This window comes from Roseitalea sp. MMSF_3546, from assembly GCF_030732865.1.
Lineage (GTDB): Bacteria > Pseudomonadota > Alphaproteobacteria > Rhizobiales > Rhizobiaceae > Roseitalea.
The window spans coordinates 1-22,419 of the sequence record NZ_JASHKB010000034.1 but is presented as its reverse complement, the minus strand read 5'-3'; the positions used below and the strand labels follow the sequence as shown (position 1 = coordinate 22,419).

Annotated in this window: 21 protein-coding genes; 14 read left to right on the top strand and 7 right to left on the bottom strand. The window is 64.0% G+C overall.

The genetic code is table 11. The features are described from left to right. Nucleotides 1-100 precede the first annotated feature (100 nt). Nucleotides 101-583, bottom strand: a complete 483-nt coding sequence (locus RBB34_RS18195) for a DUF2165 family protein (RefSeq protein ID WP_306120672.1) — start codon at nt 581-583, stop codon at nt 101-103. Nucleotides 584-605: 22 nt separating this feature from the next. After that, a complete protein-coding gene (locus tag RBB34_RS18190; protein ID WP_306120671.1) occupies nt 606-1,310 on the bottom strand; it encodes a helix-turn-helix domain-containing protein in 705 nt (234 codons plus the stop codon). Between the two features lie 103 nt (nt 1,311-1,413). Between RBB34_RS18190 and RBB34_RS18185 the strand changes: the two genes are divergently transcribed. From RBB34_RS18185 to RBB34_RS18160, 6 genes are all read left to right on the top strand, one after another. Then, a complete protein-coding gene (locus RBB34_RS18185) occupies nt 1,414-2,685 on the top strand; it encodes an ABC transporter substrate-binding protein (protein WP_306120670.1) in 1,272 nt (423 codons plus the stop codon). Nucleotides 2,686-2,746: 61 nt separating this feature from the next. Next, nucleotides 2,747-3,607 carry a sugar ABC transporter permease gene (locus RBB34_RS18180; protein ID WP_306120669.1) on the top strand — a complete coding sequence of 287 codons (861 nt, stop codon included), beginning with the start codon at nt 2,747-2,749 and terminating at the stop codon, nt 3,605-3,607. Next, on the top strand, nt 3,604-4,437 hold the full coding sequence (locus RBB34_RS18175) for a carbohydrate ABC transporter permease (RefSeq protein ID WP_306120668.1): 834 nt from the start codon (nt 3,604-3,606) through the stop codon (nt 4,435-4,437). The genes RBB34_RS18180 and RBB34_RS18175 overlap by 4 nt, the downstream gene beginning before the upstream one ends. Continuing rightward, nucleotides 4,326-7,112 (top strand): glycoside hydrolase family 2 TIM barrel-domain containing protein, encoded by a 2,787-nt coding sequence (locus tag RBB34_RS18170; protein WP_306120667.1) that lies wholly within the window; start codon nt 4,326-4,328, stop codon nt 7,110-7,112. Before RBB34_RS18175 ends, RBB34_RS18170 begins: the two co-directional genes overlap by 112 nt. Beyond that, complete coding sequence (locus tag RBB34_RS18165; RefSeq protein WP_306120666.1) at nt 7,109-8,899, top strand: IlvD/Edd family dehydratase; 1,791 nt, start codon at nt 7,109-7,111, stop codon at nt 8,897-8,899. Before RBB34_RS18170 ends, RBB34_RS18165 begins: the two co-directional genes overlap by 4 nt. After that, a complete protein-coding gene (locus RBB34_RS18160; RefSeq protein ID WP_306120665.1) occupies nt 8,899-9,780 on the top strand; it encodes a dihydrodipicolinate synthase family protein in 882 nt (293 codons plus the stop codon). The genes RBB34_RS18165 and RBB34_RS18160 overlap by 1 nt, the downstream gene beginning before the upstream one ends. Nucleotides 9,781-9,797: 17 nt before the next feature. Here RBB34_RS18160 and RBB34_RS18155 read toward each other — a convergent pair whose 3' ends face one another. From RBB34_RS18155 to RBB34_RS18135, 5 genes are read right to left on the bottom strand one after another with little or no spacing between them, the layout of a single operon-like run. Next, entirely contained in the window at nt 9,798-11,450 is a 1,653-nt protein-coding gene (locus tag RBB34_RS18155; RefSeq protein ID WP_306120664.1) for a choline dehydrogenase, read from the bottom strand. Beyond that, entirely contained in the window at nt 11,447-12,904 is a 1,458-nt protein-coding gene (locus RBB34_RS18150) for an aldehyde dehydrogenase family protein (protein WP_306120663.1), read from the bottom strand. Before RBB34_RS18150 ends, RBB34_RS18155 begins: the two co-directional genes overlap by 4 nt. Continuing rightward, nucleotides 12,901-13,932 (bottom strand): succinylglutamate desuccinylase/aspartoacylase family protein, encoded by a 1,032-nt coding sequence (locus RBB34_RS18145; protein WP_306120662.1) that lies wholly within the window; start codon nt 13,930-13,932, stop codon nt 12,901-12,903. Before RBB34_RS18145 ends, RBB34_RS18150 begins: the two co-directional genes overlap by 4 nt. Before the next feature lie 54 nt (nt 13,933-13,986). Continuing rightward, nucleotides 13,987-15,171, bottom strand: coding sequence for a PLP-dependent aminotransferase family protein (locus RBB34_RS18140; protein ID WP_306120661.1), 1,185 nt, complete (start codon nt 15,169-15,171; stop codon nt 13,987-13,989). After that, nucleotides 15,168-16,115 (bottom strand): ornithine cyclodeaminase family protein, encoded by a 948-nt coding sequence (locus RBB34_RS18135; protein ID WP_306120660.1) that lies wholly within the window; start codon nt 16,113-16,115, stop codon nt 15,168-15,170. The genes RBB34_RS18140 and RBB34_RS18135 overlap by 4 nt, the downstream gene beginning before the upstream one ends. A gap of 86 nt (nt 16,116-16,201) precedes the next feature. Here RBB34_RS18135 and RBB34_RS18130 point away from each other — a divergent pair, with 86 nt between their 5' ends. The 8 genes from RBB34_RS18130 to RBB34_RS18095 all read left to right on the top strand — a co-directional run bounded on the left by RBB34_RS18130 (nt 16,202) and on the right by RBB34_RS18095 (nt 22,368). Continuing rightward, the gene (locus RBB34_RS18130; RefSeq protein ID WP_306120659.1) at nt 16,202-17,365 is read left to right on the top strand and encodes a Xaa-Pro peptidase family protein; all 1,164 of its coding nucleotides are present in this window, start codon (nt 16,202-16,204) and stop codon (nt 17,363-17,365) included. A 72-nt stretch (nt 17,366-17,437) separates the two neighbouring features. Next, nucleotides 17,438-18,292 carry an ectoine/hydroxyectoine ABC transporter substrate-binding protein EhuB gene (gene ehuB / locus RBB34_RS18125; protein ID WP_306120658.1) on the top strand — a complete coding sequence of 285 codons (855 nt, stop codon included), beginning with the start codon at nt 17,438-17,440 and terminating at the stop codon, nt 18,290-18,292. Between the two features lie 67 nt (nt 18,293-18,359). Beyond that, the gene (gene ehuC, locus RBB34_RS18120) at nt 18,360-19,088 is read left to right on the top strand and encodes an ectoine/hydroxyectoine ABC transporter permease subunit EhuC (protein WP_306120657.1); all 729 of its coding nucleotides are present in this window, start codon (nt 18,360-18,362) and stop codon (nt 19,086-19,088) included. Further along, nucleotides 19,088-19,753: an ectoine/hydroxyectoine ABC transporter permease subunit EhuD gene (gene ehuD, locus RBB34_RS18115; protein WP_306120656.1), complete on the top strand. Its 666-nt coding sequence runs from the start codon at nt 19,088-19,090 to the stop codon at nt 19,751-19,753. Before ehuC ends, ehuD begins: the two co-directional genes overlap by 1 nt. Beyond that, on the top strand, nt 19,750-20,526 hold the full coding sequence (gene ehuA, locus RBB34_RS18110; RefSeq protein WP_306120655.1) for an ectoine/hydroxyectoine ABC transporter ATP-binding protein EhuA: 777 nt from the start codon (nt 19,750-19,752) through the stop codon (nt 20,524-20,526). Before ehuD ends, ehuA begins: the two co-directional genes overlap by 4 nt. A 52-nt stretch (nt 20,527-20,578) precedes the next feature. Beyond that, nucleotides 20,579-21,304 carry a GntR family transcriptional regulator gene (locus RBB34_RS18105; protein WP_306120654.1) on the top strand — a complete coding sequence of 242 codons (726 nt, stop codon included), beginning with the start codon at nt 20,579-20,581 and terminating at the stop codon, nt 21,302-21,304. Nucleotides 21,305-21,600: 296 nt separating this feature from the next. After that, nucleotides 21,601-22,140, top strand: coding sequence for a transposase (locus RBB34_RS18100; RefSeq protein ID WP_306120653.1), 540 nt, complete (start codon nt 21,601-21,603; stop codon nt 22,138-22,140). 33 nt (nt 22,141-22,173) lie between these two features. Continuing rightward, nucleotides 22,174-22,368: a hypothetical protein gene (locus RBB34_RS18095; RefSeq protein ID WP_306120652.1), complete on the top strand. Its 195-nt coding sequence runs from the start codon at nt 22,174-22,176 to the stop codon at nt 22,366-22,368. Nucleotides 22,369-22,419: the final 51 nt, after the last annotated feature.

Genomic DNA, 22,419 nt, shown 5'->3' with positions numbered 1-22,419 from the left:
CCCAGCGCTCGTCGACCGACCGGTCCAGGAACCGCAAGATGGTGTCTCTAGGCGACCACGCTCCGAGGACCCGGTCCAGACCAAGGGTGGCCGGGCGCACTCAGAACAACAGGAGGAGCGTCACAAGGCCCCAGATGGTCATGACAAAATGGGTCAGCTGCGCGCCTTCGTGCGAGGCCCAATAGTGGAACCATTGCCCGCCGACCAGAAAGCAGCCCCAAATGGCGGTGAAGCCGAGCGCGCCGAGCGCGGCGACCGCGCGGGCTGTTTCAACCGATGCGGTGCCCGCCAGGGCCAGCACAAGAGACACGGTCCCCGCGACAAGCAAGGCGGCCACGGTGAATTCGGCGGCGACGATCAGCCTGAACAAGAGATGGGGCGCGCGTTCATGGGCGATCCGGTTCCGCCGCACGGCTTGATAAATCTGTGGCTGATCCCGCCTGAGCTGGTCCAGTGACAAGATGGATGCGATGACGTCCCGGTTGACGTCGGGCGCTCTGAGGTTCTCCAGAACCCCGAGAACCAGCCAGCCCGCAAGCAGTCCGACGGCGATGGTCTGGGCGAGCAACTCGATCGTTGCCATGCGGCATTATCCCCCTGCGGCTTTAGGTTTTTGCGCTGCCGCGCCGACCCGCAAAGCGCTTGCGGGCCTGATCGATGGTTTCAAGCGCAGTCCTGGCCGCCTCTTCGCTGAATCGGACGGTTGGCCAGGCGACCGCGATGATCGGCTCCGTGGGGCGATTGCTGAAGCCGGGACAGGCCATGGCGATCATGCCGGGTGTGGTCTCCTCGCGGTTCCAGGCGACCCCCGTGCGGCGAATCCGCATCAGTTCGTTGACGAAGGCGGGGTCGTCGATCTCCTCGACCAGATCGGTTCGGCGGCTCAGCGCCAGTTTGCCGATCGCATTGCGGCGCAGGTCGTGCCGGGTGACCGGGGCCGGCGCGACGCGGATCTGGTGATCGCTTTCGATGTAGTCGATGTGGATGATGCCCTGGCCCTCCTGCAAGCCCAGCAGAACCAGTTCGTTGAGTTCCCCTGCGATGTAGGCCAGCGCAGTGCGGTACTTCTGGCGCAGGTGGCCGTAGCGGTCGGGCATACACAGGTCATGAAAGTTCTGGGTCGGCACAAGTCGGCGACCGTTGCCCCTCTTGATCAGGCCGTATTCGAGCAGCGTGTTGACGATCCTGACCGCGTTCGACCGGGGGACGGCCAGCGCGTCGACGATCTCCGGCACCGAGATTCCGTCGGGTCGCCCGGCGATCAGGGTCATGATGTCCAATGCACGGATCAGCGAGCTTGAGCGGGTCATGAGTGTCCAATATTCGACTATTTTTGATCATATAATTGACCTTTCGCTGTCACGTCAATTACGGTTTGGACCATCGATGTCTTTCGCGTTCTGGGAGGAAGAAATGAAACGGACGACCGTGGGCGCTTTTGCGCTTGTTGCCGGGCTGGCCATGCCCCAAGCGGCACTGGCGGAAACCGAGATCACGGTGTGGAGCTGGAACATCGGTGCCTCCTCGCTGGCGATCGACATGCCCTCGTTCAAAGAGGCTCATCCCGACGTGACGGTCGTGGTGGAGGATCTGGGCGTTCAGCAGGTGTTCGACCGCATGCTGGCGGCGTGTGCAGCCGGCGGCGCGGGACTGCCCGATGTCGTTTCGGTCCAGAACCGTCGTGCCGAAGTCTTCTGGAGCCAGTTTCCGGACTGCTTCGCCGATCTTGAGCCGCTCGGATTTGACGATGCGATGAAGGCACAGTTCGCGCCCTTCAAACTACCCGAACTCCAGGCCAACGAAAGAACCTATGCGATGCCCTGGGACAGCGGCCCAGTCGTCATGTTCTACCGGCGTGACTATTACGAGAACGCCGGAGTGGACCCCGCCTCGATCGTAACCTGGGACGACTTCATTTATGCCGGCCTCAAGGTGCAGGAAGCCAACGATGGCGTGACCATGACGCAGTCGTCGATCAATGGCGACCCGGAATTCTTCGAAATGATCGCCAATGAAAACGGCTGCTCCTACTTCAGCGACGATGCCACCGCGATCACGCTGGACGCACCCGCCTGCGCCGAAGCGCTCGATGTGGTCAGGAAGATGGATGCTGCCGATCTGATCACCGACGGCGGCTGGACCGAGAAGATCCAGTCGACGGTCGCCGGGACGGTTGCCACGCACATGTATGGCGGCTGGTACGAAGGCACGATCCGCACCAATGCCGAGGACCAGTCCGGCCTTTGGGGCGTTTTTGCGATGCCGAGCATCAGTGAGGGCGGTGCGCGCGCGGCCAACTTCGGTGGCTCGGCGCTGGCGATCGCCGCCAATTCCGAGAACACGGAGATCGCCTTCGAGTTTCTCAAGCACAAGCTGGCGCGGCCCGATTCACAGGTGAACATGCTCATGCAATATGGCTTGGTGCCGTCGCTGACGACCGCGCTCGACACGGACTTCGTGCAGCAGCCGCAGGAATTCTGGGGCGGCCAGGCCGTGTGGGCCGACATCCTGAAGACCCTGCCCGTGATCAAGCCCTCACGCGGCACGCCCTTCTACGGCGATGCGACCGCGATCATGTCGGCGGTGCAGATCAAGTATCTCAATGGCGGCTACGACAGTGCCACGGACGCGGTTGCCGACGCGGCGCAGCAGCTTTCGCTTGCGACCGGCCTTCCGGTTGAGTAACCGCCGCGCCGGCCGGGCGAACCTTCCGAGCGCCCGGCCGGCCTTACCGCGATCTTGAGCGATGCGCCGCAACCGCCACGCCTATTTCTTCCTGTTCCCGTTCCTGGCGGTGTTTGCCACGTTCTGGCTCTGGCCAATCGTCAACGCCTTCTACATCTCCTTCTTCGCCACGCGCACCCAGCCATGGGTGTTCCGGCCCGAGGCCAACTGGGGCCGGCTGCTGGTCGATCCAGCCTTCGCAAATGCGCTGCAGAACACGCTCATCCTCATGGTCATCCAGGTCCCGCTGATGATCGCGCTGGCGACGCTGCTGGCGGTCATGCTCAATTCGCCGCTCCTGAGGGCGCGCGGGCTGATGCGCTTTGCCTTCTTCGCGCCGGTCGTGGTCAGCGAAGTGGCCTATGCGGCGGTGTTCCGGCTGATGTTCAACACCGATTTCGGCGTCATCAACAAGCTGCTCGGAAGCATCGGCCTGCCCGAGTTGGACTGGTTTTCGAGCCCCACAGCTGCCATGGCGGTGATCATCATGGCGGTGACCTGGCGGTGGGTCGGCTACAACGCGATCATCATCCTGGCCGGATTGCAGTCCATTCCGCAGGATGTCTACGAGGCGGCCCGGCTGGACGGCGTCTCCAAGCGACAGCAGTTCATTCACATCACGGTGCCGCTTCTGCGCCCGGTGATTGTCTTCTGCACGGTGCTGTCGATCATCGGCTCGCTGCAGCTTTTCGTCGAGCCGTTCCTGATCACCAATCGCGGCGGGCCGGGCGGCGCGACCGAGACGCTGGGCCTTTTCATCTATCGTCAGGGATTCGGCGTGTTCAATTTCGGCTATGCCTCGGCGGTCGCCTTCACCCTGGCGCTTCTGGCGGCGACCCTTTCCGTGCTCAACATTTGGGCGGCACGGGAGCGTACCGCATGAACAAGCACGCCCGCGAACGAAGAGACGCTATCGTCCTGCACCTTGTCATCGTGCCGTTGGCGATCGTCTGGCTGTTTCCGATCTGGTTCATGGTGGTCTTCGCCACCATGCCCGAGAACGCGATCTTCTCGCCCGACATCCTGCTCGTGCCTTCGACGGAGTTCCTGAACAATTTCCGCGAACTGGAAGAAGATGCCGGCTTTCTGCGGACGATCTTCAATTCCGTCCTCGTCGCCGTCATCTACACCGCGCTGTCGGTCCTGTTGACGTCGATGGCCGGCTGGGCGCTCGCCCGCTACCGCTTTGCCGGGCGCGGCGCCGTCGCCGCCCTGGTTCTTGGCACGATGACGCTGCCCTATTTCGTCGTCGTCATCCCGCAGTTCATCATGGTTGCGCGCGACTTCAACCTGATCAACACTTGGTTCGCGCTGATCGTGCCGCCCCTGTTCAATTCGCTCGGCGTTTTGTTCATGCGGCAGGCCTTCCTGATGCTGCCCTCCGAACTGTTCGACGCCGCGCGCGTGGAGGGCGTCAGCGAATGGAAGATCTTCCGATACGTGGCCATGCCGATGGCCGCGCCGACGATTGCCGCGCTCTCGATCGTCCTGTTCCTGTTCAGCTGGAACAACTATCTGTGGCCGCTTCTTATCGCCACGCGCCCCGACATGATGACGGCGCCGGTGGCGCTCGGCAGCCTGATCGGCGTCACGCGTGTCAGTTGGGGCTCGATCATGGTTGGGTCGGTGCTGCTCACCGTGCCGATGCTGATCCTGTTCATTGCGCTGCAGCGCTATTTCATTTCCGGAATCACCTCGGGAGCCGTCAAGTGATGTGTGCGTTGCCCCCCATTCCCGCCGATGTGGCGCCGATCGCGCTCGACGGCCCCTGGCGCTATGCGCCTTTCGTGCCCGAGGGTGCGCCGGCGGTTTCGCTGGATAGCGACCAAGTGCTCCATGTGCCCGGCGAAGCGGCGATGCAGGGATTGCCACTCGACCCGGCGGTTCCGGCCATTGCCGAGCGCGACATCGAAATCCCGCGTCAATGGGCAGGACATCGGGTTCGGCTGCGCTTCGATGGGGTCTATTCGACGGCAGAGGTCTTCGTGAACGGCAAACCGGCCGGCGCGCATCTGGGCGGCTTCACCGCATTCGATCTGGACATCATGGATCTGGCTGTGCCCGGCGAGCGGGCGCGCATCACGGTGATCTTCACCAACGACTCGCTTGCCGACCAGATCAGCCATGGCACGCGCTACGCGAACCATCCATTGGCCGGCATCCCCCGCAAGGTCCGCCTCTACGCGCTGCCGCCCGTTCACCTGACCGAACTGCGGATCGATGCCGGCCTCGAAGGTACCGCCGGAACGCTCCAGGTGAGCGGTGCGTTGGCGGGTGCTGAGACCGCACAGGTGTCCGCTCGCCTCATCGCGCCGGACGAAACGGTCATTCCGCTTCCGGCCGTCGAGGCAGACAATGGCCGGCTGACGCTTTCGCAGCGCGTTCCGGACGCATTGTCCTGGGATCATGAGCATCCCCGGCTCTATACGCTCGAACTCGTGCTGGATGGAGAAACGACCTACCGCAGGCGGATCGGATTTCGGACGCTCGAATGGGACGGTCGGCAATTGCGCCTCAATGGCCACCGGCTCCTGCTCAAGGGCGTAAACCGGCACGAGGTCCATCCAAAGACCGGACGCGCCGACACGGCCCGGTACGCGCACACCGATGTCGCGTTGTTCCGAAAGGCGCATGTCAACTTCATCCGTACCGCCCATTATCCGCCGTGCGAGGAGCTGGCCGCGGCCTGTGACGAACTGGGCATGTTGCTCGAAGTCGAACTGCCCATTTGCTTCGCGTTCGGCCAATTCGAGCGAACGCCGCGCTGGGAGGATCATGATGCGGAAACGCAAGCCGCGATCTGCGATCTGACCGAACAAGCCGCGCGCGAGACGCTTGCCATGTTCGCCAATCACCCGTCCGTCATCCTCTGGTCGATCGGCAATGAAAGCATTTGGGCCCCGCCCTTCGAACGGGCCTCGACGGTTTTGCGCGCCGAAGACCCGACGCGCCCGCTCACCTACAACTGGTATCTGCTTTCCGACGAGGACCGGCCGTTCGCAGACATCGCCAATTCGCACTATCCCGAGGCTGGCAAGGTCGGCGCATTCGAAAGCGAGCCCCGGCCCGTCCTGTTCGACGAGTTCGCCCATCTTTACTGCTACAACGATCACGAGCTCCACACGGACCCGGGCCTGCGTCTTCATTGGGGCCCGTTCCTCGAGCGGCAGTGGCAAGAGATCCGCGCCCTGCCGAACGGGCTCGGCGGTAGCCTCTGGGCCGGCATCGACGAGGTGTTCCACCTGCCCGACGAGCAAAGCGGCGACCGGATCGGCGGCTACGGCGCGTGGGGTGTCATCGATGGTTGGCGCCGGCCGAAGCCCGAATATGCCGCCGTTCGCAGGATCTTCTCGCCGGTTTGGCTCGTCGACGTTCCGTTACGCGACGCCGATGGCGTGACCTTCAAGGTCGAGAATCGCTGGGATATGGCCGATTTGGCCGAGATGGACGTACGCTGGGTGGCGGGCGATGCGTCGGGCGTGTTGAATGTCAGCGGCGCGCCGGGCGAAACCCGGAACGTCACGGTACCGCACACGAAGCTGGACGACGATGTGTGGCTCGTCTTTCGCGGCCCGTCGGCCGAGGATGAGGTCGCGCTGCTCGCTCCGGCCGAGGCTGCGCCGCAACACTTTGGCGCGCCGGTCGAGGTCACCGCCGTTCAGGACAGCCAGACCGGATTGCTCGATCTGGGTGGCGTCGTTACCGGGCCAACGCTGGCACTGGTTCCGCGCCATCTCAGCCGGGTCCATTTCCCGCGTACCGAGCCGGAACTGCTGCCGCTCGACCGTCTTTGCAGCGCCTGGCGCGTCGACGAAAAAGTGTCGTCGCTGACGCGTTATCGCATCGCCGGCGGCTATGCCGAGGCGTACGGCGTGTTCGAGATCGTGCAGGACCGCAAATGGTTCTCAATCACCTATCGTTTTACCCTGAAGCGGCCGATTCCGATCTGGCAGATCGGCCTGGTATTCACTCTGCCACGCCGGTGCGACACGCTGGTGTGGCGAACGCCGGCCCGGCCGGGAATCCAACCGCCCCCGGATGATCCTGCGCGACCAACCGGCCGCGCAACCGCTTTTCCCGATGCATGCGAAAGCTGGGCGGCCCAGGCGACCGAACAGGGCAGCCGAGACTTCCGTTCGACGCGCCGGGGGCCGCTCGCAACCGCGCTCGTCGACCAATCGGGCTCGGGGGTCATGGTCGACTGCGCCGCCGGCCAGAGCGTTCGCGCCGCCATCCATGGCGACGCGGTTCGGCTGTTTGTCCTCGATCATGCCGGACTTGGCAGCGAGAGCTTTCTAGAGACCTTCCAGCCGCACCGCCAGCTATGGCCGGGCGATGAGGTGTCGGGCACCGCGCGCCTTGCGCTGGTCGAAGGAGCCGCGTCATGACCGACATACCACGCCTGCGCTCGCGCGCCTGGTTCGACAACCCGGACGAGCCGGACCTGACCGCGCTTTATCTTGAACGCTATCTCAACTGGGGCCTGTCGCTGGAGGAGCTGCAGTCGGGCAAGCCGATCATCGGCATTGCCCAGACGGGCTCAGACCTGTCGCCCTGCAACCGGCATCATATCGTCCTTGCCCAGCGTGTCCGCGACGGGATCATCGCCGCCGGCGGCATTCCGATCGAGTTTCCGGTCCACCCGATCCAGGAAAGCGGCAAGCGCCCGACTGCAGCCCTCGACCGCAACCTGACCTACCTTTCCCTGGTCGAGGTGCTTCACGGCTATCCGCTCGACGGCGTCGTCCTGATGATCGGCTGCGACAAGACGACCCCCGCCTGCCTGATGGGCGCGGCGACGGTCAACATCCCCGCCATCGCCCTTTCGGTCGGGCCAATGCTGAACGGGTCCCATCAAGGCCGGCGCACAGGCTCGGGCACAATCATCTGGAAGGCACGTGAGCAGTTTGCGCGCGGCGAAATCGACTATCAGGGCTTCATCCGTCTGGTCGCCTCCTCGGCCCCTTCGGTGGGCTATTGCAACACGATGGGCACGGCGACCACGATGAACGCGCTCGCCGAGGTGATGGGCATGCAGCTTCCCGGCAGCGCCGCCATTCCCGCGCCGCATCGCGATCGCGGCGAGATGGCCTGGAAGACCGGCCGGCGCATCGTTGGCATGGTGACCGAGAACCTCCGGCCGTCCGACATCCTGACGCGGGCAGCGTTCGACAACGCGATCATCGCCACCAGCGCCATCGGCGGGTCGACCAATGCGGCCGTCCACCTGATGGCGATCGCGCGTCATGCCGGTGTGGATCTGCAACTGGGTGACTTCGAACGGCTTGGACGCGATGTTCCCCTGCTGGTCAACATGCAGCCCGCCGGAGACTATCTCGGCGCTGACTTTCACGAGGCGGGCGGGGTGCCGGCCTTGCTCGGGGAGCTTGCGGTCGCGGGCCATCTCGATTTGACGGTGCCGACGGCGACCGGGCGTTCACTAGGCGAGGAAATCGGCGACGCACGCAGCGCAAATCACGATGTGATCGCCCCGTTCGACGAACCGTTCGCGCCAGAGGGCGGCTTTCGCGTGCTCCAAGGGAATTTCTTTGCCTCGGCCATCTTCAAGACCTCCGTCGTCACCGAGGCGTTCCGCGCCCGCTATCTCGCCGATCCAGCCGATCCCGAAGCGTTCGAGGGGACGATCGAAGTGTTCGACGGCCCAGAGGACTACCGCGCCCGGATCGACGATCCGTCACTCGGTCTGACGGAACGGTCCATCCTTGTTATGCGCGGGGCGGGGCCCGTCGGCTATCCGGGCGGCGCGGAGGTGGTTAACATGCGGCCGCCGGACTATCTGCTGGCAGCCGGAATCGAACACCTGCCGTGCATCGGAGACGGGCGCCAGTCCGGCACGTCCGGGTCTCCTTCGATCCTGCATGTCTCGCCCGAAGCGGCCGCCGGCGGCGGCATCGCCCTTTTGCGCTCTGGTGACCGGCTGCGGGTCGATTTCCCCGCCGGGCGGATTGACGTGCTCCTTGACGAAGCCGAACTGGCACGCCGGCGCGAGGCGCTGGAGGCGGCGGGCGGCTACGTCATACCCGCGGACCAGACGCCGTGGCAGCGACTGATGCGCCGCGAGGTCGGCCAGCTCGAGGACGGCGCCACGCTGGCCTCGGCCGCCGACTTCCAGCGCATCGCAGACGTGGTTCCCGTGCCGAGGGACAGCCATTGATGCCGAACCGGGCCGGCTTCGCCGGCATCCATGCGGTGCTCTATGCCTTCTTCGACAGAGACGGCATGCTCGACCGGCACGCCATGGCGATGCAGGTCGAGACCGTCATTGCCGAAGGTGTCGACGGCGTGGCCGTGCTTGGCCTTGCCACCGAAGTGCACAAGCTTTCGGCCTCCGAGCAGCGGGCCGTGATCGACTGGGCGGCCGAAGATGTAGCGGGCAGGGTGCCGCTGTCGGTAACCGTTGCCGGCAACTCCATCGCGGCACAGCGCGATATGGGGTCGCACGCGGTGGCGCGCGGCGCAGACCTGGTGATCCTGCAGCCGCCGATTGCGGGCAGCTACGGCGCCCGCACATATCTGGACTTCTTCGCGGCCGTGGCCCGCGAGCTTTCCGTGCCCTGGGCGATCCAGAACGCGCCGGCCTATCTGGGCCCCGGTCTGGACGCGGCCGACATCGCGCAACTGGTGGCCATGGCTCCGGGTCTCGCCGCGATCAAGGCCGAATGCGCCGCGCTCGATCTACCGGCAGTCATCGAGGCCACCGGCGATACCATCGCCGTCTTGCAGGGCCGTGGCGGCCTTGAGTTGCCCGACTGCCTGCGTGCCGGCTGCCACGGCTTCGTGCTGGCTCCCGATGTCACGCCGGCGGCGACGCGCATCTGGCAGGCCTGGCAAGCCGGCGATGAAGCCGGCACGCAGGATGTCTACCGCGACGCCCTGCCGTCGATCGCCTTCGTCATGCAATCGATCGAAACGCTGATCTGCTATGGCAAGCGCCTGTTCGCGCGCCGTGCTGGCTTGACCGTCCACGACCGCCAGCCCGCGCTGGCGCCGTCACCGTTCGGCGAGCAATGCCTTCATCGCCTGGCCCAATCATAGTACCGACCCGCTAACTTCTATCGCTGTGCCGTTTGCCATCTCGGGTCGGTGAAATAGGGCAGGTTCGACGGCGCAAGCGGCGGCTTGCCCGCGATCAGGTCGGCGGCCTTCTCCCCGATCATCATGGTCGGCGCGTTGAGATTGGCCGAGGGGATGACCGGCATGATGGAGGCGTCCGCCACGCGGAGCCTGTCGATGCCGCGCACTCGGCACCGGCTGTCGACCACGGCCATCTCGTCCTCGCCGATCTTGCATGTGCCGCAGGGGTGGTAGGAGGAATGGCAGGTCTGTCGGATCCACGCCTCGAGTTCGGCATCGTCCCGGACCGCATCGCCCGGAAACAACTCCCGGCCCGTAAAGCCGGCAAGCGCGGGCATGGTCACCAGTTCCCGTGAAAGGCGGAACCCGTCCATGAGTTCCTCGATGTCCTGCCGGTGTTCGAGCATGTTGAAGCGGATGCGCGGACCCGTGCGCGGATCGGCCGAGGCGAGCCGCACCCGGCCGCGGCTCAGCGGGCGCTGGTTTGAGAACTGAAGCTGGAAGGCGTGCTCGCGGACGAAATCGGCACTGCCTTCCGCGACCGCGATGGCAAACAGGGCGATCTGCAGGTTCGGAAAACGCACGCCTGCCCGCGTGCGGATGAAGGCTACGGCGTCAAAGTGGTTGTTGGCGAGCAGGCCCTTGCGCGTCAGCGCCCATTGCAGCGCACCGCGCGCACGGGCGAGCAGGCTCAGATGGCGGTAAAGGGTCACTGGCCGGGTACAGGCGAGTTGCAGCGAGGTCAGCGGGTGATCCATCAGGTTCTCGCCGACGCCTGGCAGATCGTGCACGACATCGATTCCGTGTTCGCGCAGATGGCCGGCCGGGCCGATGCCCGATACCATCAGAAGCTGGGGCGAGTTGAAGGCGCCGGCGCTCAGAACCACTTCGCGCCCGGCGCGTGCGGTCATGGCCTGCCCGTCGCGCTCATAGGCGATGCCGATGGCGGTCTTGCCATCGAACAGGATGCGCGTGACCTGTGACCCGGTCTCGATGGTCAGGTTCTTCGGCGGATTGCGCAGATAGGCCCGGGCGGTCGATGATCGGCGGCCATGGGCGACATTCTTGGGCAGCAGCCCGAATCCGTCCTGCTGGCCCCCATTGACGTCATCTGTCGCAAGATAGCCGGCCTGGCGCCCGGCCTCAAGAAACGCCCGTGCGAGCGGTCCCGGCGGGACGGTCGTCACGCCCACAGGGCCGTCATGGCCGCCATAGTCGGAGACGCCGTCGAGCCGGGTTTCGAGCCGCTTGAAATAGGGCAGCACGCCCGCATAGGACCAGCCGCTCGCGCCGGCCTCGGCCCAGCCCTCATAGTCGAGCGGGTGGCCGCGCAAGAAGAGTTGGCCGTTGATAGAGGACGAACCGCCCAGCACCCGCCCGCGCGGCTGCACCAGCCGGCGGTTGTTCAGATGCGGTTCCGGCTCGGTCTCGTAGCCCCAGTTGTATTTCGGTGCGTTGTAGGCGTAGCGCATTGCCGCCGGCACACGAAACAGAAGGCTGTTGTCCTTCGGCCCGGCTTCCAGCAGCAGCACGGTGCTTGCCGGGTCGTCCGCCAGCCGCGCGGCGATGATCGCGCCGGCGCTCCCCGAACCGACGACGATGAAGTCGTAACGGGGTGTCGATCCGCTCAAGAGCCGCGTGCTCCATGGTGGCCGATCACGCCCGCCGGCGCGGCAATCGAGCGCGGGAACAGATATTCGCGCAGCGCCGACGGTCCGCCGATCGTGCCCATTCCGCTGTGCTTGATGCCGCCGAACGGCGTGTCCGGAAACGCCGTCGTCATCTGGTTGACGCCCACGCTGCCTGCCTCGATGCGGCGAGCGACGACAAAGGCCTCGTCAGCGTCGGGGCCGTAGACATAGGCGCTCAGCCCGATGTCGCAGTCATTGACGGTTGCGATGACCGTGGCGAGATCGTCATAGGGACGGACCAGGGCGACCGGACCGAACACCTCCTCGCGCATGCCGCGCGCATCCTCAGGCACGTCGGCGAGCACGGTCGGCTTCCAGAAGAAGCCGCGATTGCCGGCCTCCTTCTGGCCGGTGACGAAGCGCGCGCCCCGCGCCAGCGCGTCGGTGACGATGTGCTGCATGAAGGCGACGCGTCGTTCGCTGGCGAGCGGTCCCATGGTTGTCGCCGGATCCATGCCGTCGCCGACGACGAGGCTTTCGGCGTAGGCCGCCACGGCATCGACAAAGGGGGCGTACTGGTCGCGGTTGACATAGATGCGGTTGGGCGCGGTGCAGATCTGGCCGGCATTCCAGAAGCGCTTCCAGCCGAACGCCCGTGCCGCCTCGTCGATGTCTGCGCCCGGTAAGACCAAGGCCGGCGCCAGGCCGCCCAGTTCAAGCGTTGCCCGCTTGATTTCACCGCCGGCCTGCGCCGCAAGCGCCCTGCCGACCGTTATCGAGCCCGTATAGGACAAATGGGCAATGGCCGGATGGCCGATCAGATGCTGCGAGATGTCTGCCGCATGACCCATGACCAGATTGACCAGTCCCCGGGGCATGTCGATGTCTGATATGGCGTGAAAAAAGGCGCAAACGCTTCCCGGTGCGTCGCCGTTGGCGAGGACGACCGACGGGCATCCGGCGGCGAGCGAGGGTGCCATGTGCGAGACAACCGTCTCGACCGGGAAATTCCACGTGTTGATGATCAGGACAGGTCCCTTGCCGGTCTCGAAGATGTGGCGCTCGGCCGGTCCCGAGACGACTGTATGGAACGGAAAGGTCTCGGCGACGCCGGCATGGTAGCGCAGGTTCGCGGCGACGCCGTTCAACTCGTCGACCGCCTCGGCGAGTGGCTTGCCCTGTTCGGTGGTGATCAGCCGGGCGATGGTCTCCAGGCTGGCATCCACCCGGTCGGCCATGGCGCGCAGCAGCGCGGCGCGGTCCGAGGGCGCCGAACGGCTCCAGTCAGCATGGGCGCGGCGGGCGGCTTCGGCGGCCGCATCGAGATCGTCCGTCGTCGCGCAGACCATTGCTGCGCCGGCCTGACCGGTGGCCGGATTGACGACCGGCAGCGTCTCGCGTCCGCCGCCGGTCAGATGGTCTCCGTCGATGCAAAGGCCGTGCGTTGCGCTCATGCCGCGCCCTGATGGTCATTGAGCGTGAAGAACAGCGTGTCGCCGACCTCGCACAAGGCCGGCGTGCGCTTGCAGAACACCACGCCGCCCTTGTTGAAATGGAGTTTGTGGGGCTCGGCCCACGGCTCCTTGAGCGACCAGATATAGCCGGCAAACTGGCCGTCCTCCACCTCGTCGCCCAGATTGACGCGCGGCTCGAACATGCCGTCCCTGTAGGCGAAGATGTAGTTGTCGCCGGTCTGCATGTCCATCAGCCGCACCTTGTGCTCGGGCTCCGGCAGGTCGAGCGAGGCGGGCAGAATGCCCATCTCGCGCAGACAGCGCTTCATGCCGTTGAAGGCGAAATCGCGAATCCATGGCCGGATCTTGCCCGCCCCGCCGAGTTCCGTCGACAGGTATATGATGTCCTTCGGCAGGACCTCGCCCGACAGGGTCGTTTCGTGAACCCGGTTGCCGACGATGCCGAGAGGTGCTCCAAACAGTTCGAGGAACTTCATCTGCATGGCGTCCTTGTCCCCGTCGCCCATCAGCCGGACCTTCACCGAAGGGTGATGGTCGATCGACTTGCCGGCCGAATGCAGGTCGAAGATCGCGTCGCACCGCCCGATAAGATGGTTGGTGATGAACCAGGCGATCATCTCGGTGGGCGAGCCGTACTGGTTGCCCGGAAACAGCCGGTTGAGATTGGCCTCGCCGGTCCAGTCGAGCGGCGAGGTGCGCCGGCCGGCATAGAAGGCCGGCGCGTTGGCCGCCGGCAGGAAGATGATCTGGCCTTTGATGTTGGCGGGTTCAAGCGTCTGGTAGAGTTCGCTGCAGATCGACACGCCCTCATATTCGTCGCCATGATTGGCGCCGATCACCATGGCGGTCGGGCCGTCACCGTTTCGGATCGACATGATCGGCACGGGCAGCCATCCATAGGCGGACCGGTCCGAGGAGAACTGGATTCGGATGTAGCCGTGATGCTTGCCCTGGGCGTCGAGATCGATCTCGCAGGACGGCGCAAGGCTGACTTTGGGACAGGGCATGATTGACCTCTGTTGTTGTGATGTGGCGCGGGCGCGCAACCGGGCGTCCGCCGCTCAGGCCGCGCGCGCTGCTGACTTGTAGCGTCGGTAGGCGGTACCAAGCATGGCGATGCCGCGGCGGATCTCGTCTTCTCCGATGAAGCTGTAGGCGAGGCGCAGGCAGTTGCCCGGGCCGTCGCCGGGAAAGCTCAGCCGGCCGGTCGAAACCTCCACGCCCTCTTCGACGCCAAGTTCCGCGATCCGTTCGGCATCGTCCCCCTCGGGCAGTTCGGCCCACAGGAAATAGCCGCCCAGAGGCGCGCGGATTCTTGCCTCGGGGAGGTGCTCGGCGAAGGCTTCCAGCATCGCATCGCGATGCGTGCGCATCTGGGCGGTCAGCTCGTCCACATGGTGGACGATCTTGTTCGATTGCATGAGCTGGACGACAATCCGCTGAGCAAACGCGTTCGAGCCGCCATCGGCCTTTTGCAGCGCCATGCGCCGGATGATGCCGGCCTCGCCGATCGCCCAGCCAACGCGCAGGCCCGGTGCGAGGATCTTGGAGACCGTGCCAAGCGAAATCACATGGCCGGTTGTGTCCAGCGACTTGATCGGCGGCACCGACTCTCCCTCGAAGCGGATCCGCCGGTACGGGTCATCCTCGCAGATGACGAAATTGTATTGCCGCGCCAACTCCACCATGCGCTTGCGGCGGGCAAGCGAGGTCGTGATGCCGGTGGGATTGTGGAAATCGGGCACATCGAACAGGAGCCTCGGCATCGGCTCGGCATTGGCACGCAGGCGCATGAGCTTTCGTTCAAGTTCGTCGGTGTCGAAGCCTTCCGCGTCCTGGCCGATGTCGAGGAACTGGACGTTGTGCGTGCGCATGATGTGAATGGCCGTCATGTAGGTCGGCCGCGTCACGATGACCCGGTCACCGGGCTCGACGAAGACCCTCAGCGCCAGGTCGAAGGCGCTCTTGGAGCCATACGTGACCAGCACGTTTTCGGGCTTGGCCTCGATTCCGTCCGTTGCGACAAAACGGCAGATTTCGGACCGCAGGTCGTCGAGCCCCATCAGCGGCGCATACTGCATGGCCTCAGCGCGAAGAGGCCCGACGGCCTCGGTCGCCTCGCGCACGACATCCGGCAGCAGGGGAGGGTAGGCAGCCCCGCTGCTCATCGTGATCGTGCCCGGCGCATGGTCGAAGACCGATTTGCCCAGAATGGCCGACCGGCGTGCATATCTGAAGTCTGTCATTGTCTTCCCGTCTGGTTGGAGGCGACGGCGAGTCTAGCCGCCGCGAAATCCTCGATCGCCGCGCCGACCGATTTGAAGACGGTGATCTTGGCGTCGTCGTTCCGACCTTTGATCTCTCCCTTGCACAGGGCGGCGAGGTCGCCAGCGATGTCCTGCCGGGTGATCGCACCTTCCTTGATCGGCTGGATGATGTCGCCGGCCTCGGCCAGCACACCGTCCCATGTATCGACCACGATCGCGCCGGCTGCGCGCCTGATGGCGTCGGAATCGGCTTCGCGCATCGTCGGAAGGAAACCGCCGACCAAATCGAGATGCGTTCCCGGCTTCAGGAGCGCGCCCTTGATCAGTGGCTCGTTGGCAAGCGTGCCGGCACTGATGACATCGGCGTCGGGCACGGCGGCATCGAGATCGGTGACAGCACTGACCGCAGCGTCGAAACGCGCAGCCAGGGCTGCGCCCTTGTCCGCATCGCGCGCCCAGATCCAGACGCGATCATAGTCGCGGATGGCGCGATGCGCCGGCACGAGATTTGATGCAATCGTACCCGCACCAATGACGAGCAGCGTCCTGGCATTCCGGCGCGCCATCGCGTCGGCGGCAAGCGCGGACGTCGCCACCGTACGGCGCGCGGTCAACTCCCCGCCTTCCAGAACGGCTTCGGGCGCACCTTTGACGGCGTCGAACACCATCACGGTGGCGTTGACCGCGGGCAGGTTCCGCCTGCCATTGCCGGGGACGATGAAAAGGATCTTCACTGCCAGTTTCCCGCCTTCATTCCATGCCGGCATCATCAGGAATGTGGCATCGGGCTCGCCGGGAACCTTGACCGAATGGACGGTTCTCAACGGTTGCTGACAGCCGCTGCCGAACGCTGATCTGAGCTCTTCTATCAGCCTTTCCCACGGCAGCGCGGCGCGGACATCGCCCTCCTCGAAAACCTGCATGGCTGCCGCTCCCGCAAAAATCGCTTGCAATAAATAATATATTATCTAGCATAATTGGCGCGTCAACACCGAATTGCAGGACTGAGATGGAATCGCCCTACGCCGACTTTTCGAAAGAGGAATTCGACAACCGCTACGCCAAGGCACGTGCGCTAATGGCCGAGAAGAACCTCGATGCCATGTTCATCACCGAACGGCTGAACTACCAGTATTTCACGGGGCACCGATCGGAACAGTGCGCGGTCGACAAGATCCGCTCCTACATGTTCATCCTGCCCAAGGACGGCGACCCGACGCTGATCACCATGCCGTTCGAGATCGCCCAGGTCGAGCAGACGTCATATGTCACCGACATTCGTGTCACCGGTGGCCTGACCGGCCATCCCGAGTTCATCGTCGGCGTCTTGAAGAGCCTTGGCCTGTCGAAGGCGCGGATCGGCTGCGAGCTGGGCCGGGAACAATATCTCGGCATCAGCTATCTGGGCATGCAGGAGATCATGCAGGGGCTGCCGGAAGCCGAGTTCGTCGATGCCGCCGACGTCATCCTCACCATACGCAACGTCAAGTCGCCCAAGGAGATCGCGTATCTGCGCAAGGCTTCCATGATCAACGCCGAAGCGCAGAAAAAAACATTCACGCAGGTCCGCGCCGGCATGACCGAGAACGAGGTCGCGCAGATCCTTCGCGAGAACCTGATCGCGGGCGGCGCCGAGAAGATATCGCTTCTGTGCGTCCTGTCGGGCGCCAATGAGAGGGGCATTGTGTTGCTGCCCACCGACCGCGTCATCGAAAAGGGCGAAACGCTCGGCTTCGATGTGGGCGTTTCCTATCGCGGATACTGGTCGGACCTGGCGCGCACCGCGTCGGTCGGCCAGCCGTTCAACGAACTGGCCGAATTCTATGGCTGGATGATGCAGCTTCGGCACGATTGCAACATGCAACTGCGAGCCGGCAACACGCCCGCCGACGTCATCCGCGTCGTCGACTCCTATCTGGAGGCGCGCGGCCTGAAGACAATGGGCGTGGGCCGTGTCGGCCATGGCGTCGGGATCGAGACAACGGAATATCCATCGCTCGCCGCCTTCGAGGACATCACCTTCGAGGTCGGCAACGTGTTTGCCTGCAACCCCAACTTCTCGAACCATCTTGGCTTCATCAACGCCGAGGACAACTGGGCGGTCACCGACGGTGATCCCGACCTGCTCTCGGCGCCGGTCGCGGAGATGGAAATCCCGATCGTCGACGCCTGACGCCACGGAACTGAAGAGATCGATTGAAACCAGCGATGGAATGGCTCACTGCAACACCAAGGGAGAACTGACATGATCAACAATCTGCGTCGCAGAAGCATCGTTCTGGGCGGAATAGCGTTTGCCGCCGGTATCGCCATGGCCGGCTCGGCCATGGCCCAGGGCCTGATGGAGCGCGCCACCGGCGACGGTCTGCGCGTCGCCTTCTTCAACTTCGTACCCTATGCCTATATGACCGACGGCGGCGAGCTGACGGGCACCGATGTCGAGACCTTGCGCGCCGTGCTCGACGCGATGGGGGGCAAGATCGACGAGGCCAACGCAACCGATTGGGGCGCGCTGATTCCGGGCCTGAAGGCCGGCCGGTTCGATGTGGTCGCGGCCGGCATGTTCGTCACGCCCGAGCGCTGTGCCGAAGTTCAGTTTTCCGAGCCGACGTTCGGCATCCAGCAGGCCCTGCTGGTCGCCGAGGGCAATCCCGATGGCATCGAGACCTATGAGACGATCGCCGAAAAGGGACTGAAGGTGGGAGCCGTGTCCGGCGCCGCCCAGGTCGGCTATGCAAAGGCAGCCGGGATCGAGGATGGCAACATCCAGCAGCTCCCCGACAACCCGACCGGGGTTGCCGCTCTCAAGGCGGGTCGCATCGACGCCTGGGCCGTTTCGGCGCCTGGTGTCCGTCAGATCGTCGCCAGCGGTGTCGAAGGCGTCCAGTCGACCGACGTGTTCGCCGAGGTCGCCGGCGAGCCGGCGGTGTCGCACGGCGCGTTTGCGTTCCGCAAGGGCGATGCGGATTTCGTCGAAGCGTTCAATGCCGCCATGGCCGATTTCATCGGGTCGGACGCCCATATCGCGATCATGGAAGCCCATGGCATGACGGCCGACGAACTGCCGATCTTGAGCACGGCCGAACTCTGCGGGGGATGATGCGCCAGGGGCGCCGGCGTGATCAGCCGGCGCTCCGCCTTACAACGTCAGCGAAGGGGACGGGCCGGTGGCGATACCCAGAATTGCTTTTATCTTCGCGATTACCGCTTTTCTGGCGGGCCTGGGGGTTGCGACATTTTCGGAGTTGCGCATTTTTCTGCCGGCGCTGCTTCGCGGCGCGGTCGTGACGGTTCAGGTCTCGGTTCTGTCCATCGCCCTGTTCCTGTTGACGGCCTTTGTCGCCGGCATCGCCCGCGCCTTCGGCACGGCGCCGGTTCGCTGGTCCGCTGCGATCTTCGTTGAGGTGTTTCGCGGAACGTCGTTGCTCGTCATCCTGTTCTGGTTTTTCTTCGTGCTGCCGGAATTCGGCGTCGTGATGCCACCGATGGTGGCCGCCGTGCTTGGCATCGGGCTCAATTTCGGCGCGTACGGCGCCGAAGTGGTGCGCGGTGCCGTCCAGTCGGTTCCAAGGGGGCAGACCGAGGCGTCGATCGCGCTTAACATGACGCAGTTCAAGCGCATGACGCGGATCATCATTCCGCAGGCCGTGGTGATCACCATTCCCGGTCTGAGCAATCTGACGATTGAGCTGATCAAGGCCACCGCGCTGGTCTCGGCGGTCACCCTGACCGACATCACCTTCGCTTCGGTGCAGCAGAACCAGCTGCACTACCGCACGCTCGAGATCTTCGCGATTACGGTGTTGCTCTACTACTGCCTCGCCCAGTTCATCCGCTTCGGCGGCGGCTGGCTCGAGGATCACTTCTCCCGCCATCTCAAGCCCAGGAGCGCGTGATGGAATGGCGTTGGGATTTCACCTTCGACGTGGTCCTGCCGCGCCTTTGGGAAGCGGCCGGCATCACGGTATATGCCACCTTCGCCTCGTTCTTCCTCGCGTTGATCGGCGGGCTTGTCCTGATGCTGCTGAAGACGGCGAAGAACCCGGTCGTCTCGGGTATCGCCACGGAACTGATCGAGCTGATCCGCGCAACGCCGCTGCTTGTGCTGATCTTCTTTCTGTTCTTCGTGCTGCCCGAGTTCGGCCTGACGCTACCGCCGCTTGCGACCGGCATTCTGGCGATCGCAATCTACAATTCGGCGCTGATGGCCGAGGTCTACCGGGCCGGCCTGCAGGCTGTCCCCAAGGGGCAATGGGAGGCGGCGATCGCGCTGAACCTGTCGACCTACAAGACGTTCCGGCGCATCATCATCCCGCAGACGCTGCCGCCCATCGTGCCGGCGCTCGGCAACTATCTGATCGCCATCTTCAAGGAGACGCCGCTTTTGTCCTTCGTTGCCGTTGCCGAGATGATGCATGCGGCAAAGCTAATTGGCTCGGAGTATTATCGCTTCACCGAGGCTGTGACCATCGCCGGCCTGTTTTTCCTCGTCATGAGCTTGGTCTCGGCGCAACTGGTCCGGCAGGTCGAGACCTACGTCAAGAGGAGTATCCAGCATTGAGCGAGCCGAAGATCCGTTTTGACAAGGTGCTCAAAGCCTATGGACCGCTGAAGGTGCTCGAGGATCTCGATTTCCATGTCGATGCAAGCGAGGTGGTGACGATCATCGGTCCTTCAGGCTCGGGGAAGACGACCGTGCTGCGCGTTCTGATGACGCTCGAGCCGATCCAGGGCGGCGTGATGTATGTCGATGGCGAGCCGCTCAACATGATGATGAGCGACGGCCAGCTTGTGCCCGCCAGCAAGGCCCATGTCCGCCGCATCCGCGACAAGATCGGCATGGTGTTCCAGAGCTTCAATCTGTTCCCCCACATGACCGCACTGGAAAACTGCATCGAAGCGCCGATCCATTCCAAGGGCATGGCAAAGTCGAAGGCGATCGATGAATCGATGGACCTGCTTGCCATGGTGGGGCTTGCCGACAAGCGCGATCACTACCCAAGCCAGCTTTCCGGGGGCCAGCAGCAGCGCGTCGCCATCGCGCGGGCACTTGCCATGCGGCCGGAAATCCTCCTGTTCGACGAACCGACGTCGGCGCTCGACCCGGAGATGGTTGGCGAGGTGCTCAGCGTCATTCGGCGTCTGGCCGAGTCGGGCGACTACACGATCCTGCTGGTGACACACCAGATGGGCTTTGCCCGGGATGTCTCCGATCGGGTGTGTTTTTTCGACGGCGGACGCATGGTCGAACAGGGAAAGCCTGAGGCCCTGTTCGGCCATCCGCGAAACGAACGGCTCAAGCAGTTCCTCAGCAAGGTGTTGGAAGCTGTGTGATGGCAGAGTTTTCCCGCGATGCCATATTGACCAGAAGCGTGTTTGGGATTGTTTGGCGGACAATACAGGTCGCGGCGGAGCTTTGGATCGGCCGGATGGGAATGGAGCACAGGCACACGTGGCGCTACAGGATACATTCCTGAGCTATGGCGACGGACCGCGCGCCATCTACGAGGCGCTCAAGGAGCGCATCATTTCCGGTGAGCTGCCGGCCGGCAGCGAGCTGAAGATCATGCCGTTGGCGAGCGAGCTCGGGGTCAGCATCGTCCCGGTGCGCGAGGCGATCCGCATTCTTGCCGCCGAGGATCTGATCGAACTGCGTCCGCGCCGCAGCCCGGTTATTGCCAGGATCGACCAGCGCGACCTGGTCGAGATCAATCGCATCCGCCATGCGCTGGAGCCGCTCGTCCTCGACGATGCTGTCGCCCGCCACACCGGGGAAACTCTGGCCCGATGCAAGGCGCTGCTCGACGAGGACCGTACATGCAACGATCTTTGGCAAAAGGTGGAACTGAACAAGGAGTTCCACCTGGCGCTGCTGGCACCCTCGGTCATGCAGCGCACCATTTCGATCATTGCCGATCAGTATGTCGGCATGACCCGGATCACCCATGCGATGGTGATGAAGCACCCGGAAATGATCGACGCGCACGATGCCGAGCACGAAGCCGTCTTCGAGGCCGTGCGCACCGTCGAAACGGCAAGGGCCGTTTCGCTGCTGGAAAAGCACATAGACCGGGCAACCGAACGCGTGCGCGCGTTGCTTGAGGTGCTCTGATTGTCAATCGGCGTCGAATGTTGGCACCGACTCGATTTCGATGATGTTGTGGAATCGGTTGGCGTGGTTTTCACAGGAGAATCAGTTCCATGGGAGCCCCATTCCGCCGTTCCGATTTGATCTCGCCTGAACTGGAGGTCGGCTCAGTCACTGAGGACGCCGACAAAATCGCAATCTCCGCGCGGGCAGCATTGCCCAGTAGAGTTTGCCCAAGCTGCGGCACAGCCTCATCGCGCATTCATAGCCACTACCAGCGATCAATTTCGGATCTGCCGTGCAGTTGAGGACGGGTCGAGTTGCGGATCACTGCCCGACGCTTTGTCTGCGCTGTACCGCATTTTCGGCAGAAGATTTTCGCCGAGCGCTTCAGTGACAACGTCTTGGCCAAGGGCGCGCGCCGAATCGCACGCCTGGAGTGTCTGGTGCACCATCTCGGACTCGCGTTGGGTGGCCATCCGACGGCGGGCTTTGCCAAACGGCTGATGATACCGGTCAGCAATGACACTTTGCTTCGCGTGGTGCGCCGCCGCTCTCGGCTGCCGAGCGACTCGTTGGTCGTCGTCAGTGTGGATGACTGGGCGTTCCGGCGCAATTGTCGACACGGCACCATCGTGTGCGATCTTGACCGGCATCGTATCGTCAAGTTGTTGCCTGACCGCGAGGTTACGATGGTGGCGGCGTTCCTGGCAGGTCACAAAGCGATTACAGTTTTGTCGCGCGACCGCGGTTGCGGTTATGGGGAAGGGGCGAGGCAAGCCTTGCCGGACGCGCTGCAGGTCGCTGATCGCTGGCATCTGATGGCCTCGAAAAACCTCGCCAATCCATGCCCGGCCTGATTCAATCGGCCTGCGTGGATTTTGGAGGATCGGATGGCCAATTCGCCCGGATTGTTTGATTTCGACGAGCGGCTTGGCCGGCTGAGCGGCATCGGCGACCAGCTTGAAGCATACGCCTCGGCGATCGACTTCGAGATCTTCCGGCCCGCGCTGGATCAGGCGCTCGCCTACAGCGATGGCGCGAAAGGCGGCCGGCCGCCGTGGGACTGTCAGGAATTTCGTGCTTGAGGCCATGATGATGGAAAGGAGAATCATCACATGGCCATTGAGAAGGAACTA

Coding starts and splice junctions, on each gene's coding strand:
- RBB34_RS18195 (WP_306120672.1), bottom strand. CDS start 583: ATGGCAACGATCGAGTTGCTCGCCCAGACCATCGCCGTCGGACTGCTT.
- RBB34_RS18190 (WP_306120671.1), bottom strand. CDS start 1,310: ATGACCCGCTCAAGCTCGCTGATCCGTGCATTGGACATCATGACCCTG.
- RBB34_RS18185 (WP_306120670.1), top strand. CDS start 1,414: ATGAAACGGACGACCGTGGGCGCTTTTGCGCTTGTTGCCGGGCTGGCC.
- RBB34_RS18180 (WP_306120669.1), top strand. CDS start 2,747: ATGCGCCGCAACCGCCACGCCTATTTCTTCCTGTTCCCGTTCCTGGCG.
- RBB34_RS18175 (WP_306120668.1), top strand. CDS start 3,604: ATGAACAAGCACGCCCGCGAACGAAGAGACGCTATCGTCCTGCACCTT.
- RBB34_RS18165 (WP_306120666.1), top strand. CDS start 7,109: ATGACCGACATACCACGCCTGCGCTCGCGCGCCTGGTTCGACAACCCG.
- RBB34_RS18160 (WP_306120665.1), top strand. CDS start 8,899: ATGCCGAACCGGGCCGGCTTCGCCGGCATCCATGCGGTGCTCTATGCC.
- RBB34_RS18150 (WP_306120663.1), bottom strand. CDS start 12,904: ATGAGCGCAACGCACGGCCTTTGCATCGACGGAGACCATCTGACCGGC.
- RBB34_RS18145 (WP_306120662.1), bottom strand. CDS start 13,932: ATGCCCTGTCCCAAAGTCAGCCTTGCGCCGTCCTGCGAGATCGATCTC.
- RBB34_RS18140 (WP_306120661.1), bottom strand. CDS start 15,171: ATGACAGACTTCAGATATGCACGCCGGTCGGCCATTCTGGGCAAATCG.
- RBB34_RS18135 (WP_306120660.1), bottom strand. CDS start 16,115: ATGCAGGTTTTCGAGGAGGGCGATGTCCGCGCCGCGCTGCCGTGGGAA.
- RBB34_RS18130 (WP_306120659.1), top strand. CDS start 16,202: ATGGAATCGCCCTACGCCGACTTTTCGAAAGAGGAATTCGACAACCGC.
- ehuB (WP_306120658.1), top strand. CDS start 17,438: ATGATCAACAATCTGCGTCGCAGAAGCATCGTTCTGGGCGGAATAGCG.
- ehuD (WP_306120656.1), top strand. CDS start 19,088: ATGGAATGGCGTTGGGATTTCACCTTCGACGTGGTCCTGCCGCGCCTT.
- RBB34_RS18095 (WP_306120652.1), top strand. CDS start 22,174: ATGGCCAATTCGCCCGGATTGTTTGATTTCGACGAGCGGCTTGGCCGG.